Source organism: Paenibacillus senegalimassiliensis, assembly GCF_001486585.1.
Taxonomy (GTDB): Bacteria; Bacillota; Bacilli; order Paenibacillales; family Paenibacillaceae; genus Fontibacillus; species Fontibacillus senegalimassiliensis.
Genome location: NZ_LN909042.1, coordinates 22,974 through 36,205 on the forward strand (window position 1 = coordinate 22,974; position 13,232 = coordinate 36,205).

Sequence of the window (13,232 nt, forward strand, 5' to 3'; positions counted from 1 at the left end):
GAGCTGATCCGGGAGAATTATATTAAATCGAGAGGAATGATTATATTGGATAACGTGTACAGAGCGATTTTACCTACGGCCAGCATCGTTGCTGGCTTTTTATTTGGAGGTTGGTCACCATTACTTAGCATTCTACTGGCTTTCATCGTATTCGACTACATTTCAGGAGTGGTTGCAGCGGGCTACGAAGGCAAGTTAAGCAGCCGAATTGGAGGATGGGGAATTGCTCGAAAAGTGATGATTCTTGCCATTGTGGCCGTGGCACACCTAGTTGATACGGCATTAGGGGATGCGCATCTGTTTCGGGATGCCGCTATATTCTTCTACCTATCTAACGAGCTGCTAAGCCTGCTTGAAAATGCTGGCCGTTTAGGAGCGCCCATCCCGCCGGTGCTGCAACGGGCTATCGCTGTATTGAGGGGGAAAAGTGGAGAGGATGCCGAACTAGGCGGTGATAGTAAATGACCTATCGCAAAGACCATATAGCCAAAGGGACGGCCCACAACCGCCGTCCCGGCATTGCTATGGCAGCGACGACAATTACCATCCACAACACAGGCAATCCGTCCAGCACCGCCGCAAATGAGCGTGCGTGGCTAACCAATCCTAGCAACAACCGTACAGCCAGTTATCATATCGTCGTTGACGACAAAGAGGCCATTGAGTGCCTGCCGCTTAATGAGTCAGCCTGGCATGCCGGAGATGGCAGCAGGGCAAAGAGTGGTAACCGTACCAGCATCGGCGTGGAGATATGCGAGCGTAATTATAGCCAGTCTCTGGACAATGCCGTCAAGTTGGTTGCTGCAATGCTCAAGGAGCGTGGCTGGGGCATAGATCGTTTGCGGCGGCATTGGGATTGGTCCGGTAAGGTATGCCCGCGCCTAATGTATGACAGTGGCAAGTGGACGGGGTGGATTGAGTTTAAAAATAGAGTGGCCGCAGAGTTGGATGGAGAAGGAGATGAAGATAAATTGATTCTGAGCAATTATCAATGGGGCGTAGTGGAGGACAATGTTAAAAAGCTTCTGGATCGTAAAGTAATCACTGATCAAAATTGGTTGCAAAAGGCCGAGAATCGAACGCTCACGGCATCGGAGTTAGCCTGGCTTACGTTTGTGATTGCATCCAAATAACGGTTGCAAAATAAACGTAAAAATAGTGTTTGGTTGCGTAGACTGATAAGGATTACTTCGGAAAACGGGTTGAAAATTTACGGATAGCAAGTTATAATTATCGTACAAAATCCTAAAGCATAGGTAAAAGAGCCCTGTCAGCATTACGCTGGCGAGGCTCTTTTTTTATTTCATTCGATGATTGCGGAAAATGTGGTAATATCTGAGATGTAGAAAGTTTAGTTGGAATTGAGAAAGGCGGTAGCCGAATATGGAAACGGAATTTTTGAACCACGTAACACTAAATACAGGGCACACACGCAAGTCATACGCGAGCGAAGTGGACAAAAAGATGTACTTTGTAATGAGACGCTTGTTTAAAGAAGCGCTTAAACCGGAGGGCGTTAAATTATTCGAAATATACCGAGCCAAGACGACCCAAGTGGGCCCAACCGCAGTTACCACGGTGTATGGACCGGAAGGTGCCCCAATCCTAACAACAGCATGCAGTAAGGAAGACGACGGTTCTTTGTGGCGAATGATGCACGAAACGTTCAATGGACCACTGGCAACCAAAGCGAAGAGACCGGCACCTTTGCCTTATGTTGTGGATCGCATTGAAGTAGGCGCGTCAATACATTTAGATGCACTACAGTGGACTGGCGATTTTTCTCGCTGCTTCGCCTGGGCCGCGCTTTTCCCCGAAAAAATAAGATGAGAGCATAAACTTCCCGCTCTCATCTTTATTGTCATTCCAGGCTCCAATCCACGTAGCTTTCGTCCGGGTATAATCGCTTGGAGAACTCGAATGTATAAGTTTCCCCAGGATACAAAACGCGAACATGCCCCCATTTTGATTCGCCTATCGATATCTTCCCCAGCGCTTCCGCAGCTTCTTCCGGTGTGTCGTGTTCACTGATGTAGTCCTTCCCGCTTCCGACGAGGATGTACTTCTCGCTTTCGTTGGTGCATGTGTGAGAAAACTTCAATTTTCCATAATTCATTCTCAAAACCTCCGTAAATTCAATATTTATATTTTAGATGAACACCGATCGAAACGCTCTGGCGCGATTCACCCGACTTCGCGGTCGAAAAAGTTACTGTAGGGTATTACCGTTTAGCTTTGAGCCCTCACTAATTTTACGGGGTGATTCGGTATATTGAGTATCGGTTCGCCGTCTACGTTATTAATCTCGATAGAGTCTTTACTTCCTACAAAAACTACCTTCTCATACCAATCAAACCTCTCTGCCACCACCTCAAACTCTTCCGGAAGAATGTACTCCGCTCCTTCATCCCAACTCAAATGTTCCAAGTCCGAAAGATGGGCGAATATAGTTGTTTCAAAGCTACACTTAGATACCGAAAAATTATGTACAATTTCCCCCGTGCTTTTGTTCTTCAACGTCTCCTTGTAAAGCGTCACTGTTTTCATTGTAATATCTCCTTTTCTTTTTTATGGGTCATTTTGAATACTTACCTCTTCGTTACCTCAACTTATTTGATAAGATGGAGGACGGGAGAGCCCCTGGTAGTTTTCCCATCCGAGCCGCTTAATGATGTCGCATCAGGCGGCTTTTATCTGTTTAGCGCTCTGCACACATTTCATCTACATATTTTTCAGCCGATGCTTCGCTGTCGAGGAATACGCACCCCCCTCTGATGTTGATGCGCGCCTTGACCTCAAACCCCGCAACCTCACTTGCGGCTTGGTATATATCATCTTGGTTATAGGCAAAACATCTTGTGCCCGGCTTGATGAAGTTCCGAATCATATCAACCTTTTCTTTATGGGTCATTTTGATTACCTTCATTTCCATTACCTCCGTTTGTTCTTTATGTCTTTATTATACATTAAATTGAATTCAATTGCAAGTAGTAAATTGAAATTAATTGCATTCAATTTGGATTTGTTTTAATATATACTCAAGAGGTGATCGAAATGAAAGAGGCAGGGAACAGAGGACTAGTAAATAGGAAGGCTCTATCAAACTCATTGCGTAATGATTTGGCTGAGAAATTTGACAAACTTCACAAGGAAACACAAGTTCCGAAGTCCAAGCTATTGGATCAGGCCGTTGAATTACTTTTGGAGCAGCACAACAAAACGACCACATAGGCATAAGCCGAAGTGGTCGTTTATTTTGTATTGCCAAAATGGCAACGGGGTACTATAATCAAAACAAGAACATAAGTTCTTATTTATCTTTTAGTTTCTGCTCTAGATAAAAGACGGGTATTTCAAAATTGTCTGAACGGGAAAAGGCGAGAGTCTTTGCATCATCAAATGAATCAGCCTGTCCCAAAACCTCTACATTAGACCTATCATTCAAAACCATTGTGTAGCCGCTTCCATTTGGAATTATCCTAATATATTTATTAGGAGGCGGAGAAGCTTCATTTTTACCCTTGTTCACCAAATTGTCATATTCATTGAGCATTTGATCCATTACCTTACTTAATTGCAATACATCTGGATGGTCGAAACCCTTCTCGTTAACTAGTCGATGGATTCTTTCCCTGGTTTTCTCAATTCTTTCCCTAAAATATTCCACGGTGTCAATACCCTTCTGTGCATATTTTAAAATTTATTTTCAGCAATAAAGTTCTTAAATATGCAGTAACTAGGAATAATTCGACATTACAAAATAATCCATTTGATTTGTTGCTATCATAGGGATATGAACCGGTTCGATAGAAATAAAGGGGTTACATAATGGATGGAGAGAGGGGTGTTGGACTTCGGAGAGGGATAAGATTTGTAAGTTGTCACCTTACAAGCAACCGGGGAGAGCTTACTCTTTATTATGCCGCTCCCACTGATATAGTTCCTCCATGTGACAGCCGAGTACATACGAAATTGTCTTCATAACTTCTACGGACATGGAGGACCTATTGTTAGCGTATTGGGATATCATTTGTCTGGATATGCCCGTTCTATGGGCTAATTCAATTTGCTTGATACCCCGATCCTTGAGGCGGACTTTGAGTAAGCTTCTCCCACGGGTAAAGTACATGGGAGACTCCTTTAATGTTTTTCTGTTACGAATAAAGAATATCACAAAACTAGGTTGCAATTAAATGATGTTACAATAATTTTTCCTGCTTAGTAACAGATAAAAACACCATAAAATTAACTAAAGAGGGAGAAACATAAATGGATAACATTTTTGATCCATTATTAGAAGTTGCAACGAACAAAACCTTGGAGTTAGTGAGGAATAATGAAAAAGGCGATTACGTTCGTTTGGAAGAAATTATATACGACCTAACAAAAAACCCTCAATACGCCCAGCATGCTTATGAACTGGAAGATATCCTAAACAACTTAGTTGGGTGCACCGCTAAAAGCGGCGTAGTTTTAGGGTTTGAACTTTGCATAGAGGTAAAAAATAAATTAGCGTAACTTCACAAAATATTTAAAGGCCCTCAGGGCCTTTTTAAATTATCTTTTTTATCGAATTTAACTGACAGGGTTTTTAAAAGTGTAAGTTCGCCTCCATTTAAGTACTGAAAAACGGACACCAAGTGGTGTCCGTTTTTGCTAGGCTTTAGCTAGTTGAGCACGCAAAGCATGAGAAACAAAGAACTACTCGCTTTGCGGGTAGAGGGGAAGAGGGTTTGACCACTAAGACCAAGCCGATAGAATTGAGGTATTCAGGCTCAATTGAAAGGAAAGGTCTTAGATGGCAAACAAGAACTATAGCTTACGCACACCAAGTAGATGTGCAAATACCACATTATGTTCACCCCGAAGTATAGACAGAAAGAAATCTATAATCAAGTGAGAAAAGACTTGATTGAAATCATGAAACGACTATAGTAAGTACAAGGGAGCGGAGATTATAGAAGGGCATATGATGCCAGATCATGTACACATGGTGGTGGCGATCCCCCAAAGATTTCTGTCTCGTCATTCATGGGATATCTGAAGGGGAAAAGTTCACTGATGATTTTCGAAAAGCACACCCAATTAAAGTGCAAATACGGGAATCGGAATTTTGGGCGGAAGTCTACTATGTAAGGACACTGGGGTTAAACGAAGCAGTATATACGTGAGCAAGAGGCACATAATCAGGCGGTAGACAAGTTGAGTGTAAAAGAGTGAGAAGCTCATTTAGTAGTCATCGTAGCAACAAGAAGTAAAACCAATTCGACTGGTAAGTGAAAGAGACAAACAACACTGACCTTGAACAGTTTTGCTGTCAGGCTAGCGTCTTTAGGCGCAGTTTGGCAACAGGGGGTTATACCCCAAGAGCAAACCACCCGTTGGACGGGTGGTTATGATTTACAATTCGTCAATAACTTCTTTATATTTATTGAATTGTTCTTCTTCCATTTCTCCAGTTATTTGCAATAATATATTACCTTTAGCGTAGGTATGTGAAAACAACATAGCCATTGATTTTCCAAGTTCATCATAGTAAGTTTTTAACTCTTCCATGTCTGTTTTTTTCTCGAAAATAAACACCTTTCCTCCTGCACCTTCTCCTATTGACGGTGTATATAATCTTTTTCCTTCTTTAAATCTCATAGGGGCTATCCCATATCATCTGCTTTTACATCTGTCACATTCTCTGCCTCTAATCCAGCATTTTTAAACTTGGAGATTACATCATCAGCAGAGATAGTTCCACTCAACGTTGTACACGCCGACAGGATGAATAATAGTACCAAAGCAGAATAAAGTTTAAATTTCATACAGTTTCCCCCTCAACAAAATTAGAGACATTCTAACACAAAATATAAAGGTCTTCCTTGCTTTATTTACCATATTTTGTCGAGAAGGTATCTATTCTATTAATCGCTGTGGGATCAACGTATGTGGTATTTATGAATTAGGAGCGTATGCAAGCTCCTTAAAACTCCCAAGCGCTTGGGAATATGAGAGCCCCGCCAAATGTGTTGGCAGGGCCGTTTATTTCAGCACTTAGTGGGTACCCTTCGCCTCCATATGTCAAATCCACAACCTAATTCGGTTGCGGATTTTTTTGTCCCTAAAAAAGATAGTTATTATAATCTCATGTCTCGTTACCATGAACACTACCACGGTCAATTTATCGTATTTGCTATTTCAATCAGTGATTGGTAATCATACAGTGGATCGAGATTATTATTTTTTCCTGAAATAAGAGAGTAAGTTAAACCCTCATTTCTCCAGTAGATGGCACTTATATGTTCGTTGCCTTGGTCCCACGTTTGCGAACTGTTAGCTAATTTTAGCCTTTTTTTCCCAGTCGGAGGCGTGTCCGCTTTTGAGTTTGTTATCATTAGGATGAGGTTCGATCCTTCATCAGTATTTGCATAAGTGATTTCTACGGCATCAAATTTACCATTGGTGTCTAAAATCCTTGTTGATTTTTGAGTAACTTGAAAAGGAATGGATGGTTGTTTGATTTTAAACGGGACCTTAGCTTCAGCCTCATCAATTGAAATTTCAACTGGAGGACTTAGATCCAAATGAGCAGAGGAAGAATTACTTATCACATTTTGTGAGCAGGCCGAAATTAAGAGCGGTCCCATACATATAAACAACAATTTATATAGAGCTTTCATTTCATCACCTCGATATGATAATAGCTATTTTCCGTTTTCCTTCCCTATCTGGCTGAAAACATCTTTGAAAGCTTGCAATAAACAATAATTTTCAAAACTCCTCCGAAATCTGAAGTATTCACAGGCAATAGTGTTGAGTTCATTATATCTTAAGCTTAAGGTCCATGCCGCATATTCTACAGACAATTACTAAAATTTCCTGTTGAATCACTGCCTATTTAATCAGGGTAATTCCTGTCCCATTTTCTTTAAATAAATTTCCCTCTTTTAATTTTACACTAAGTGCGATAATATGATTACACCAAGTGCATAAAAACACTGAGTGCAATTAAATGGTGGAAGGGGATTAATAGCAAATGGTTAATAAAACAGCGCGGCAAACAGTCATTATTACGGGAGGTAACTCGGGTCTGGGATACGCTTGCGCAAGTACACTATTGATGTCATCGCAGCCGTATCATGTCATTCTTGCCTGCCGTAGCCCTGAGCGTGCAGAAGAGGCAGTTCATTTACTACGCAAGTCTGTTATGGCTGAAGCGAGCGTGGAGGCGATGGTGTTGGATCTTGCATCGTTCGCATCAGTCCGGGCCTTCTCAGCAAAGCTTAAGCAAAGGCTGGAAGCGAAAGAAATCCCACCTCTGTATGGCCTTGTCTGCAATGCAGGCGTTCAGGGTAAGAAGGTATTTACGGTGGATGGATTTGAATCAACCTTCGCAGTAAACATTCTCGGGCACTATTTGCTTATTGACCTACTGCTTCCATCATTTATGAAGCCTGCCCGAATTGCTATTGTTGCTAGCGGTGTACATGACCCAGCGCAAATGGAAGGACTTCCCGCTGGGGCTACCGTTCCAGCGCCGGCCTGGAACTCAACGTTCGCTTTGGCCAAAGGAGAGCTTGGACCTTCCGCTGCCAATGACGATGAAAACGCTGACCGCGGGCGCAGATACTCTACATCTAAGCTTGCTAGTATATACCTCACATATGGGCTTGCTCAGCAACTGCCCGAGGGAATCACCGTTAATGCATTTGACCCAGGTATGATGCCTGGAACCGGCCTTGCGCGCGAGTATACGGGTTTAATCCGATTTATGTGGGATTTAGTAATGCCTAGAGTCCTACCGCTGATGCGAAGGTTCATTACACAAAATATCCATTCACCCAAGGAATCTGGTATAGCATTGGCACGACTTATCATCGATCCAGCACTGAATGGTATTAGTGGTAAATACTTTGAAGGCCTAAAAGAAATCCGATCTTCCATCGAGTCATATGATGAGGAGCGTGCTATGGAACTCTTGCATAGTAGCGCGGTTCTCACAGCAATTGAAGCGCCAGCTCTTTAGATAATACAGTCTAACTAGACGGATTGCCGCATATTTGCTACAATTTTTGCGAGTTTGGTCTCAGAACCGGAAGGAGCAAAAAAGGCATGTCCAAAGATATCTCTAACGGTCTTCGTGAACGAAAGAAACGAGAAACGCGTGAACGGATTGTTGAAAAAAGTTTGGGGTTGTTTTTTTCGAAGGGATTCGAGCAAACGACTTTGGATGAGATCGCTTTAGCGGCTAATATTTCACGCCGGACTTTTTTCTATTATTTCAAGTCTAAAGAAGATGTTCTGCTTGCAAAATACGACGAACTCTTGGATGAGTTGCGAGTAGTAATGCTTAAGGAAGCAATAAACCAATCTCCATTTGATGCTGCAAAAAGCTGCCTGCTAAAAATGGCATCCCTATACGTGACAAAGGAAACCGTTGATTTAGACAGGGTCATAAGCTCGTCCGAGTCGCTACGCAAACGGAAAGAAGTCTTTAATCTGGATATGGAGAACGTTTTAGCAGAACTTTTGTGTGAATTGTGGCCAGCAGAGGAGCAGTCTTCACTTCGCCTCATAGCCATGATTGTGATAGGTACCGTTCGTATTTCTCAAGATATCTGGAGACAGGAACAGGGCCGCTATCCATTAGCTCATTATCTTCAACATAATTTCGCTCTTTTACAGAATCAATTCTGAGAGCACCAATTAAAGTGCTCTTTTCCTCTCCTCTTGGCATTGCTCCCCATTGGTTTTAACTAATTAGAGAGTTTTTCATAACCAAGCATAATCTCATTATCAGAAGAAAGATACCATTTTCCATCGGGAGCCTTAACAATGGGCAAGAGATAGTAGCCTCGAAAATGAACAGGATTCTCACTTACTTTTTCTTTTATTGAAAAAACGGTGTAAACCATGGATTCATCGGAGTTATAAGTAACAATGATAGGTTGTTCGTCTACTTTATAACCAGTATTCTTAGACATTTCACGTTGAAATTCCCAATTGTAATATTTAAGCAACTCCTCTTTAGTTTCGTCGGAAGATATCAGGCTCACAATTGCCTCCGCATTTTTCTCATCCAGTGCTTTGAAATAGGAGGTGATCACCCTTTTTATACTAGATTTATCAGGTTCAGGCACCTCTACTTCCTTCCGCGCCAAAGATTTATAGTCCAAGTATTCTGTTTTGGAGTACATTTCTTGAATAACCCACTGGTTGTCTTCTTGTCTTTCTAATTGAAATTCCGTATGTAACAAGTGATTTAGCAACATGGTTTCGTTTTTGGGAATTTTTGCATCAACCCATACGGTGGCGGCTCCCCATGAAGGTGAGACTTCATATTTTGTGATAGTGGCATTGTCATAGGTTGACTTAAAAAATTGTTCAATCACTAAGCGAATCGAGCGAAAATCTGATGTTCTTGGTTCTCTCCATAAGTTTTCAGAAATAGTCACGGTCCTGTTCGCGCCGTTATAATCAGCATATGTATAGTCCGTTGCATTGAACAAATGAATCATGACCAAAGTGTTGCTCCCGGAAGCGATTGTCATTGGCTCCTCCGAATTAAATTCGTACAGCTTCCCATCTATGTAGGTTGTGCCATTCTTAATGTCAATTTTAAATGATATATCTTCCGAACCGGCGGTGATAACTTGATTAGCTGTATCATACTTAAAAGCAAAACCTAAGGCCAAAGCGATACTACGGAATTCTACGTACACCCTCCCTCCTTTCAAAACAGGTGAAACAGTAGGTTTAATTTCCTTGTCCTCAACGTAGATGCGTATCGGGTTAGTAAACTTGGGCGCTGCAGAAATTGGCGTCAACGGTAGCGTAACGAGTAAACTGATTATGGACAAGATAAATACATACTTTGTAAAAATATTTTTCATTAATCCTTCTCCTTTTATGTAAAATACTACAATAGTTGTATATTCGACATACAGAATAATTTCCCTTTTATAACTCCCCCAATCCTAGCCCAAAGTCTAGGCCCGAGCACCCCCTTAAGACGGTTATGTCACGTAACTAAGGTAGATATAATGGGTTTATAAACTTAGAGCGTGAATTATGACAGCTTAAAGGGAGTGTTTGATGATGAAGGCAACAGAAGCGCCTGCAACGGCCAAGATGGGGAAGGTCAGTTGGGTGCTGTTTAATCCTAAAACCTATGCAACGATTCTCTACTTATTGCTATCTCTCCCGTTGGGGATTGTTTATTTGACACTAGCGATTACGGGGTTGGTTCTATCCGTGGTGTTGACCCCGATATTTATCGGAATACCGATGTTTTTTGGAGTGGCGAAGCTGCTTCAGGGGATAGTGAATTTTGAGCAGGGTCTGATTCGACATATCCTGGGCTTGCCGACTCCTCCGGCTTCAACTCCTAACCATTCACAAGCCGAAGTCGGGCAAAATTGGTTCAAGCGTATGGTGAAGGGTTTTGACGGTGGATTATTCATTAGAAATGTCATGCTCGTCTTACTGCGGTTTGTCACAGGTATCGTTTTCTTTGTGGTAATGGTGACGGCGTTAGCCTTGGGAATCGGGTTCATCGCCCTTCCTGCGGTGCATATCATTCTGATGAATGAAATCCAATTGGATATCCTGGAAAATAACCTGTTCCATTATTTCCATATTAACTGGTCGTATAATGAGCAATATCTGTTATACGTAGGCTTGGGTGTTGTACTTTTCTGGATCGCGCTTCGTGTGGTGAATGGTCTGATGCAGGTTCAGCGCAGAATCATGTATGTGGATGAGTCCTATATGCAGCAACCGTCGCCAGAGGCGGTCGAAGCCCCGCAATTTCATGTGCCTGCCGAGTCACCTTATGGAGGAGATTTTTCAGAAAATCAGCCCGGTTCAGAGAAAGTATGGCTTGCTTAATACGAGTTGAAGTGACAAATAGAGGGGGTCTTGGCTATGCATTTCCGCATAGTAAGGCTCCCTTTTCAATTCCAGTTAAGAAGTGAGTTTCCTTTATATCATGGGTAGATAACTCTCATGTATGGTAATATGTACTAATAGATAATAGAGGGGGATACATCTTGAGAAAAGCAAGTTTAGGTATTTTATGGATAGCTTTGTTGGTACTGGTTACTGCCTGTGGAAATGCTGCGTCCACATCACCAGAAGCGCCGGAGGCGGATACTACGGCACAGGAACAAGGTGCTACGAATAACTCAAGTAATGAGCAAGCGGAAGCGGTTGTTACAGAAGAACCGGTTAAGGAGCCAGAAGCACCAGCAGAAGTCAGCCTGAAAGTAGGGGACAAGTTCAATTTGAGTGATTGGGAGATTATGCTGAACTCTTTTGAATTTAATCAACAGGTCAGTGATGATTACTTTGCTTCCAGCGCCGATGAAGGGAATAAGCTCCTGATTCTGAACTATACGGTGACCAACCAAGGAACGGAAGCGGATAGCTTTACGGCCATGATTGGCGGCGTTGAGATGAAGGCCTATTTTAACGACAAATATGAGTATAATTATACGATTACGATGATCGATAAAGACCTTAGCAATGAGAGTGTAAAGCCGCTAGCTTCGAAAACGGGGTTTGTGGTCATTGAAGTTCCTGATATCGTAGCCCAATCCGAAGATGGCTTGGTATTAAAGCTCGCACAAGATGAGGACAAAGTGACGATTACCTTGAGATAGGTGGAGTTATTGTTGCTAGTATAAAAGAAACCGCAAGCGTAATGGGAATTCTCCCAGAGCTTGCGGTTTTTTTTGCGCGAATGGTGCCACATCTCTAGCAGGAATAATTCCTCTAACTTTCGTGAAAGATGGTTCTAAGATAGATGGAGGACAACGCATAGCTATTTGCTTCCTTGTCGGCATTAAGAGGCGCCTCTACTTATGCTATAATTAAAAAAATATAAATTATTTGGACAAAGGGTGCAACGAACAACCATGTACGATTATCATGACGCTGTGCACCATAAGCTGATCATTATCGGTGCAGGCGCATCAGGACTTATGGCTGCTGTTACGGCGCGGGATTTAGGTATAGATACCGCCATTCTGGAGGGTAACGACCGAATTGGTAAGAAGATCGCCATGACAGGCGACGGTCGCTGCAATATAACAAATGAATCCACAAGGGCGGGAACGGACGACGAAGGGGTGGCTTTGTCACGCAAGTATTACGGAAGCCAGTCTGGGTTCCCCCTACCTGTGTTGCAACAATTTGGTATTCAACAAACCATTGATTTCTTTCATGTGCTTGGACTGCCGCTCACCAGGTTGAAAGAGGGCTTAATGTACCCGATGTCGCTGCAAGCCGCATCCGTGGTGGATATTTTTGAGCTTGCTTTGGAGGAACGGAACATTCCGGTATACCTTAACAACAAGGTGATGGACGTGACAGTATCGACGAATCAACCGCGATTCACCATCACATGCCGGACCGATACGGGGGAGCAGACTGTCTATACCAGCGAATATCTGTTTCTTTGTACGGGCGGACTTACGGGCCAGAATGCTGGAACGGATGGATCGGGGTATACGCTGGCAGAGCGAATGGGGCATACCTTAATCAAGCCTTTGCCGGCCATTGTGCAGTTGAAGGTGAAGTATCCCTATCAGAAGGGGCTATCAGGCATCAAGCTTCAGGGACAAGCCCACCTCCTTGTTAATGGGAAAATCGTCCGCAGTGAAGCTGGCGAAATTCATTTCACGGACTACGGCTTCTCCGGCCCACCTATTTTACAACTTGGACGGAAGGCAGCGGTGCATCTGGCAAAAAGGGATGACGTGACGCTATCCATCGATTTGATGCCGAACCGCACGGAGGATGAGGTTATCGAATTTTTGGAAACGAACTGGGGATTATTTGCGCACCGGACGGTCGCGGAATCTTTTATCGGCTTTTTACACAAGAAGCTGGTCACCGTCTTGCTGAAGGAAGCAAAGATCGATCAAGAGTCGGGCCTGCTGTGCCAGGATCTCTCCTGGAAAACGAAAAAAATCTTCTATAAGCTATTAAAATCCTGGGAGTTCAAAGTAACCGAAACCCATAGCTTTGAGCATGCGCAAGCGACAGCGGGAGGGATTGCTACGAAAGAGCTGGACCCAGGTACGCTGGAATCCAAGCTCGTGCCTGGGCTATACTTGGCCGGTGAGGTAATGGATGTGGACGGAGACTTTGGCGGCTACAATTTGCAATGGGCCTGGAGCTCCGGTTATACGGCCGCGATGGCGCTGGGCAAGCACATTTTCCGATGAAAATATGGACAA

17 protein-coding genes and 2 pseudogenes are annotated in these 13,232 nt (G+C 43.0%); 11 read left to right on the forward strand and 8 right to left on the reverse strand.

Annotation, left to right across the window (positions count from 1 at the left end; genetic code table 11):
* Positions 1 to 54: 54 nt before the first annotated feature.
* The 3 genes from BN3279_RS02455 to BN3279_RS02465 all read left to right on the forward strand — a co-directional run bounded on the left by BN3279_RS02455 (position 55) and on the right by BN3279_RS02465 (position 1,830).
* Entirely contained in the window at positions 55 to 465 is a 411-nt protein-coding gene (locus BN3279_RS02455; protein WP_232436732.1) for a phage holin family protein, read from the forward strand.
* Positions 462 to 1,133 (forward strand): peptidoglycan recognition protein family protein, encoded by a 672-nt coding sequence (locus BN3279_RS02460; RefSeq protein ID WP_082672900.1) that lies wholly within the window; start codon positions 462 to 464, stop codon positions 1,131 to 1,133. Before BN3279_RS02455 ends, BN3279_RS02460 begins: the two co-directional genes overlap by 4 nt.
* Positions 1,134 to 1,383: 250 nt before the next feature.
* Positions 1,384 to 1,830, forward strand: a complete 447-nt coding sequence (locus BN3279_RS02465; protein WP_059049075.1) for a hypothetical protein — start codon at positions 1,384 to 1,386, stop codon at positions 1,828 to 1,830.
* A gap of 31 nt (positions 1,831 to 1,861) precedes the next feature.
* Here the strand turns inward: BN3279_RS02465 and BN3279_RS02470 are convergent, their stop codons facing one another.
* The 3 genes from BN3279_RS02470 to BN3279_RS02480 all read right to left on the reverse strand — a co-directional run bounded on the left by BN3279_RS02470 (position 1,862) and on the right by BN3279_RS02480 (position 2,926).
* Positions 1,862 to 2,116, reverse strand: a complete 255-nt coding sequence (locus tag BN3279_RS02470; protein ID WP_059049076.1) for a hypothetical protein — start codon at positions 2,114 to 2,116, stop codon at positions 1,862 to 1,864.
* 113 nt (positions 2,117 to 2,229) lie between these two features.
* The gene (locus BN3279_RS02475) at positions 2,230 to 2,547 is read right to left on the reverse strand and encodes a hypothetical protein (protein WP_059049077.1); all 318 of its coding nucleotides are present in this window, start codon (positions 2,545 to 2,547) and stop codon (positions 2,230 to 2,232) included.
* A gap of 151 nt (positions 2,548 to 2,698) precedes the next feature.
* Positions 2,699 to 2,926: a hypothetical protein gene (locus BN3279_RS02480; RefSeq protein ID WP_059049078.1), complete on the reverse strand. Its 228-nt coding sequence runs from the start codon at positions 2,924 to 2,926 to the stop codon at positions 2,699 to 2,701.
* Positions 2,927 to 3,054: 128 nt separating this feature from the next.
* Here BN3279_RS02480 and BN3279_RS23305 point away from each other — a divergent pair, with 128 nt between their 5' ends.
* Positions 3,055 to 3,231 carry a ribbon-helix-helix domain-containing protein gene (locus tag BN3279_RS23305; protein ID WP_082672901.1) on the forward strand — a complete coding sequence of 59 codons (177 nt, stop codon included), beginning with the start codon at positions 3,055 to 3,057 and terminating at the stop codon, positions 3,229 to 3,231.
* A 79-nt stretch (positions 3,232 to 3,310) separates the two neighbouring features.
* Here the strand turns inward: BN3279_RS23305 and BN3279_RS02485 are convergent, their stop codons facing one another.
* Together BN3279_RS02485 and BN3279_RS02490 are read right to left on the reverse strand one after the other, a co-directional pair.
* Entirely contained in the window at positions 3,311 to 3,667 is a 357-nt protein-coding gene (locus BN3279_RS02485) for an aspartyl-phosphate phosphatase Spo0E family protein (RefSeq protein WP_059049079.1), read from the reverse strand.
* Positions 3,668 to 3,907: 240 nt separating this feature from the next.
* Entirely contained in the window at positions 3,908 to 4,129 is a 222-nt protein-coding gene (locus BN3279_RS02490) for a helix-turn-helix domain-containing protein (protein WP_059049080.1), read from the reverse strand.
* A 140-nt stretch (positions 4,130 to 4,269) separates the two neighbouring features.
* Between BN3279_RS02490 and BN3279_RS02495 the strand changes: the two genes are divergently transcribed.
* A complete protein-coding gene (locus tag BN3279_RS02495; protein WP_059049081.1) occupies positions 4,270 to 4,518 on the forward strand; it encodes a hypothetical protein in 249 nt (82 codons plus the stop codon).
* 280 nt (positions 4,519 to 4,798) lie between these two features.
* A pseudogene (gene tnpA, locus BN3279_RS23310) lies at positions 4,799 to 5,258 on the forward strand (IS200/IS605 family transposase).
* 142 nt (positions 5,259 to 5,400) lie between these two features.
* Here tnpA and BN3279_RS24430 read toward each other — a convergent pair.
* Together BN3279_RS24430 and BN3279_RS02505 are read right to left on the reverse strand one after the other, a co-directional pair.
* A pseudogene (locus BN3279_RS24430) lies at positions 5,401 to 5,813 on the reverse strand (stress protein).
* A gap of 351 nt (positions 5,814 to 6,164) precedes the next feature.
* Entirely contained in the window at positions 6,165 to 6,635 is a 471-nt protein-coding gene (locus tag BN3279_RS02505; RefSeq protein WP_187377721.1) for a hypothetical protein, read from the reverse strand.
* A 389-nt stretch (positions 6,636 to 7,024) separates the two neighbouring features.
* Between BN3279_RS02505 and BN3279_RS02510 the strand changes: the two genes are divergently transcribed.
* Together BN3279_RS02510 and BN3279_RS02515 are read left to right on the forward strand one after the other, a co-directional pair.
* Positions 7,025 to 8,014, forward strand: a complete 990-nt coding sequence (locus BN3279_RS02510; protein WP_059049083.1) for an SDR family NAD(P)-dependent oxidoreductase — start codon at positions 7,025 to 7,027, stop codon at positions 8,012 to 8,014.
* Positions 8,015 to 8,100: 86 nt separating this feature from the next.
* The gene (locus tag BN3279_RS02515; RefSeq protein WP_059049084.1) at positions 8,101 to 8,685 is read left to right on the forward strand and encodes a TetR/AcrR family transcriptional regulator; all 585 of its coding nucleotides are present in this window, start codon (positions 8,101 to 8,103) and stop codon (positions 8,683 to 8,685) included.
* A gap of 59 nt (positions 8,686 to 8,744) precedes the next feature.
* Here the strand turns inward: BN3279_RS02515 and BN3279_RS02520 are convergent, their stop codons facing one another.
* Complete coding sequence (locus BN3279_RS02520) at positions 8,745 to 9,881, reverse strand: stalk domain-containing protein (RefSeq protein WP_059049085.1); 1,137 nt, start codon at positions 9,879 to 9,881, stop codon at positions 8,745 to 8,747.
* Between the two features lie 205 nt (positions 9,882 to 10,086).
* Here BN3279_RS02520 and BN3279_RS02525 point away from each other — a divergent pair, with 205 nt between their 5' ends.
* From BN3279_RS02525 to BN3279_RS02535, 3 genes are all read left to right on the forward strand, one after another.
* The gene (locus BN3279_RS02525) at positions 10,087 to 10,878 is read left to right on the forward strand and encodes a sensor domain-containing protein (RefSeq protein WP_059049086.1); all 792 of its coding nucleotides are present in this window, start codon (positions 10,087 to 10,089) and stop codon (positions 10,876 to 10,878) included.
* Positions 10,879 to 11,039: 161 nt separating this feature from the next.
* Positions 11,040 to 11,651, forward strand: coding sequence for a DUF4352 domain-containing protein (locus BN3279_RS02530; RefSeq protein WP_059049087.1), 612 nt, complete (start codon positions 11,040 to 11,042; stop codon positions 11,649 to 11,651).
* 255 nt (positions 11,652 to 11,906) lie between these two features.
* A complete protein-coding gene (locus tag BN3279_RS02535) occupies positions 11,907 to 13,220 on the forward strand; it encodes a BaiN/RdsA family NAD(P)/FAD-dependent oxidoreductase (RefSeq protein WP_059049088.1) in 1,314 nt (437 codons plus the stop codon).
* Positions 13,221 to 13,232: the final 12 nt, after the last annotated feature.

What these genes read in the sequence shown, in the direction of transcription:
- BN3279_RS02460 (WP_082672900.1), top strand. Translation starts at nt 462, where the DNA reads ATGACCTATCGCAAAGACCATATAGCCAAAGGGACGGCCCACAACCGC.
- BN3279_RS02465 (WP_059049075.1), top strand. Translation starts at nt 1,384, where the DNA reads ATGGAAACGGAATTTTTGAACCACGTAACACTAAATACAGGGCACACA.
- BN3279_RS02470 (WP_059049076.1), bottom strand. Translation starts at nt 2,116, where the DNA reads ATGAATTATGGAAAATTGAAGTTTTCTCACACATGCACCAACGAAAGC.
- BN3279_RS02475 (WP_059049077.1), bottom strand. Translation starts at nt 2,547, where the DNA reads ATGAAAACAGTGACGCTTTACAAGGAGACGTTGAAGAACAAAAGCACG.
- BN3279_RS02480 (WP_059049078.1), bottom strand. Translation starts at nt 2,926, where the DNA reads ATGAAGGTAATCAAAATGACCCATAAAGAAAAGGTTGATATGATTCGG.
- BN3279_RS23305 (WP_082672901.1), top strand. Translation starts at nt 3,055, where the DNA reads ATGAAAGAGGCAGGGAACAGAGGACTAGTAAATAGGAAGGCTCTATCA.
- BN3279_RS02490 (WP_059049080.1), bottom strand. Translation starts at nt 4,129, where the DNA reads ATGTACTTTACCCGTGGGAGAAGCTTACTCAAAGTCCGCCTCAAGGAT.
- BN3279_RS02495 (WP_059049081.1), top strand. Translation starts at nt 4,270, where the DNA reads ATGGATAACATTTTTGATCCATTATTAGAAGTTGCAACGAACAAAACC.
- BN3279_RS02505 (WP_187377721.1), bottom strand. Translation starts at nt 6,635, where the DNA reads ATGGGACCGCTCTTAATTTCGGCCTGCTCACAAAATGTGATAAGTAAT.
- BN3279_RS02510 (WP_059049083.1), top strand. Translation starts at nt 7,025, where the DNA reads ATGGTTAATAAAACAGCGCGGCAAACAGTCATTATTACGGGAGGTAAC.
- BN3279_RS02515 (WP_059049084.1), top strand. Translation starts at nt 8,101, where the DNA reads ATGTCCAAAGATATCTCTAACGGTCTTCGTGAACGAAAGAAACGAGAA.
- BN3279_RS02520 (WP_059049085.1), bottom strand. Translation starts at nt 9,881, where the DNA reads ATGAAAAATATTTTTACAAAGTATGTATTTATCTTGTCCATAATCAGT.
- BN3279_RS02525 (WP_059049086.1), top strand. Translation starts at nt 10,087, where the DNA reads ATGAAGGCAACAGAAGCGCCTGCAACGGCCAAGATGGGGAAGGTCAGT.
- BN3279_RS02535 (WP_059049088.1), top strand. Translation starts at nt 11,907, where the DNA reads ATGTACGATTATCATGACGCTGTGCACCATAAGCTGATCATTATCGGT.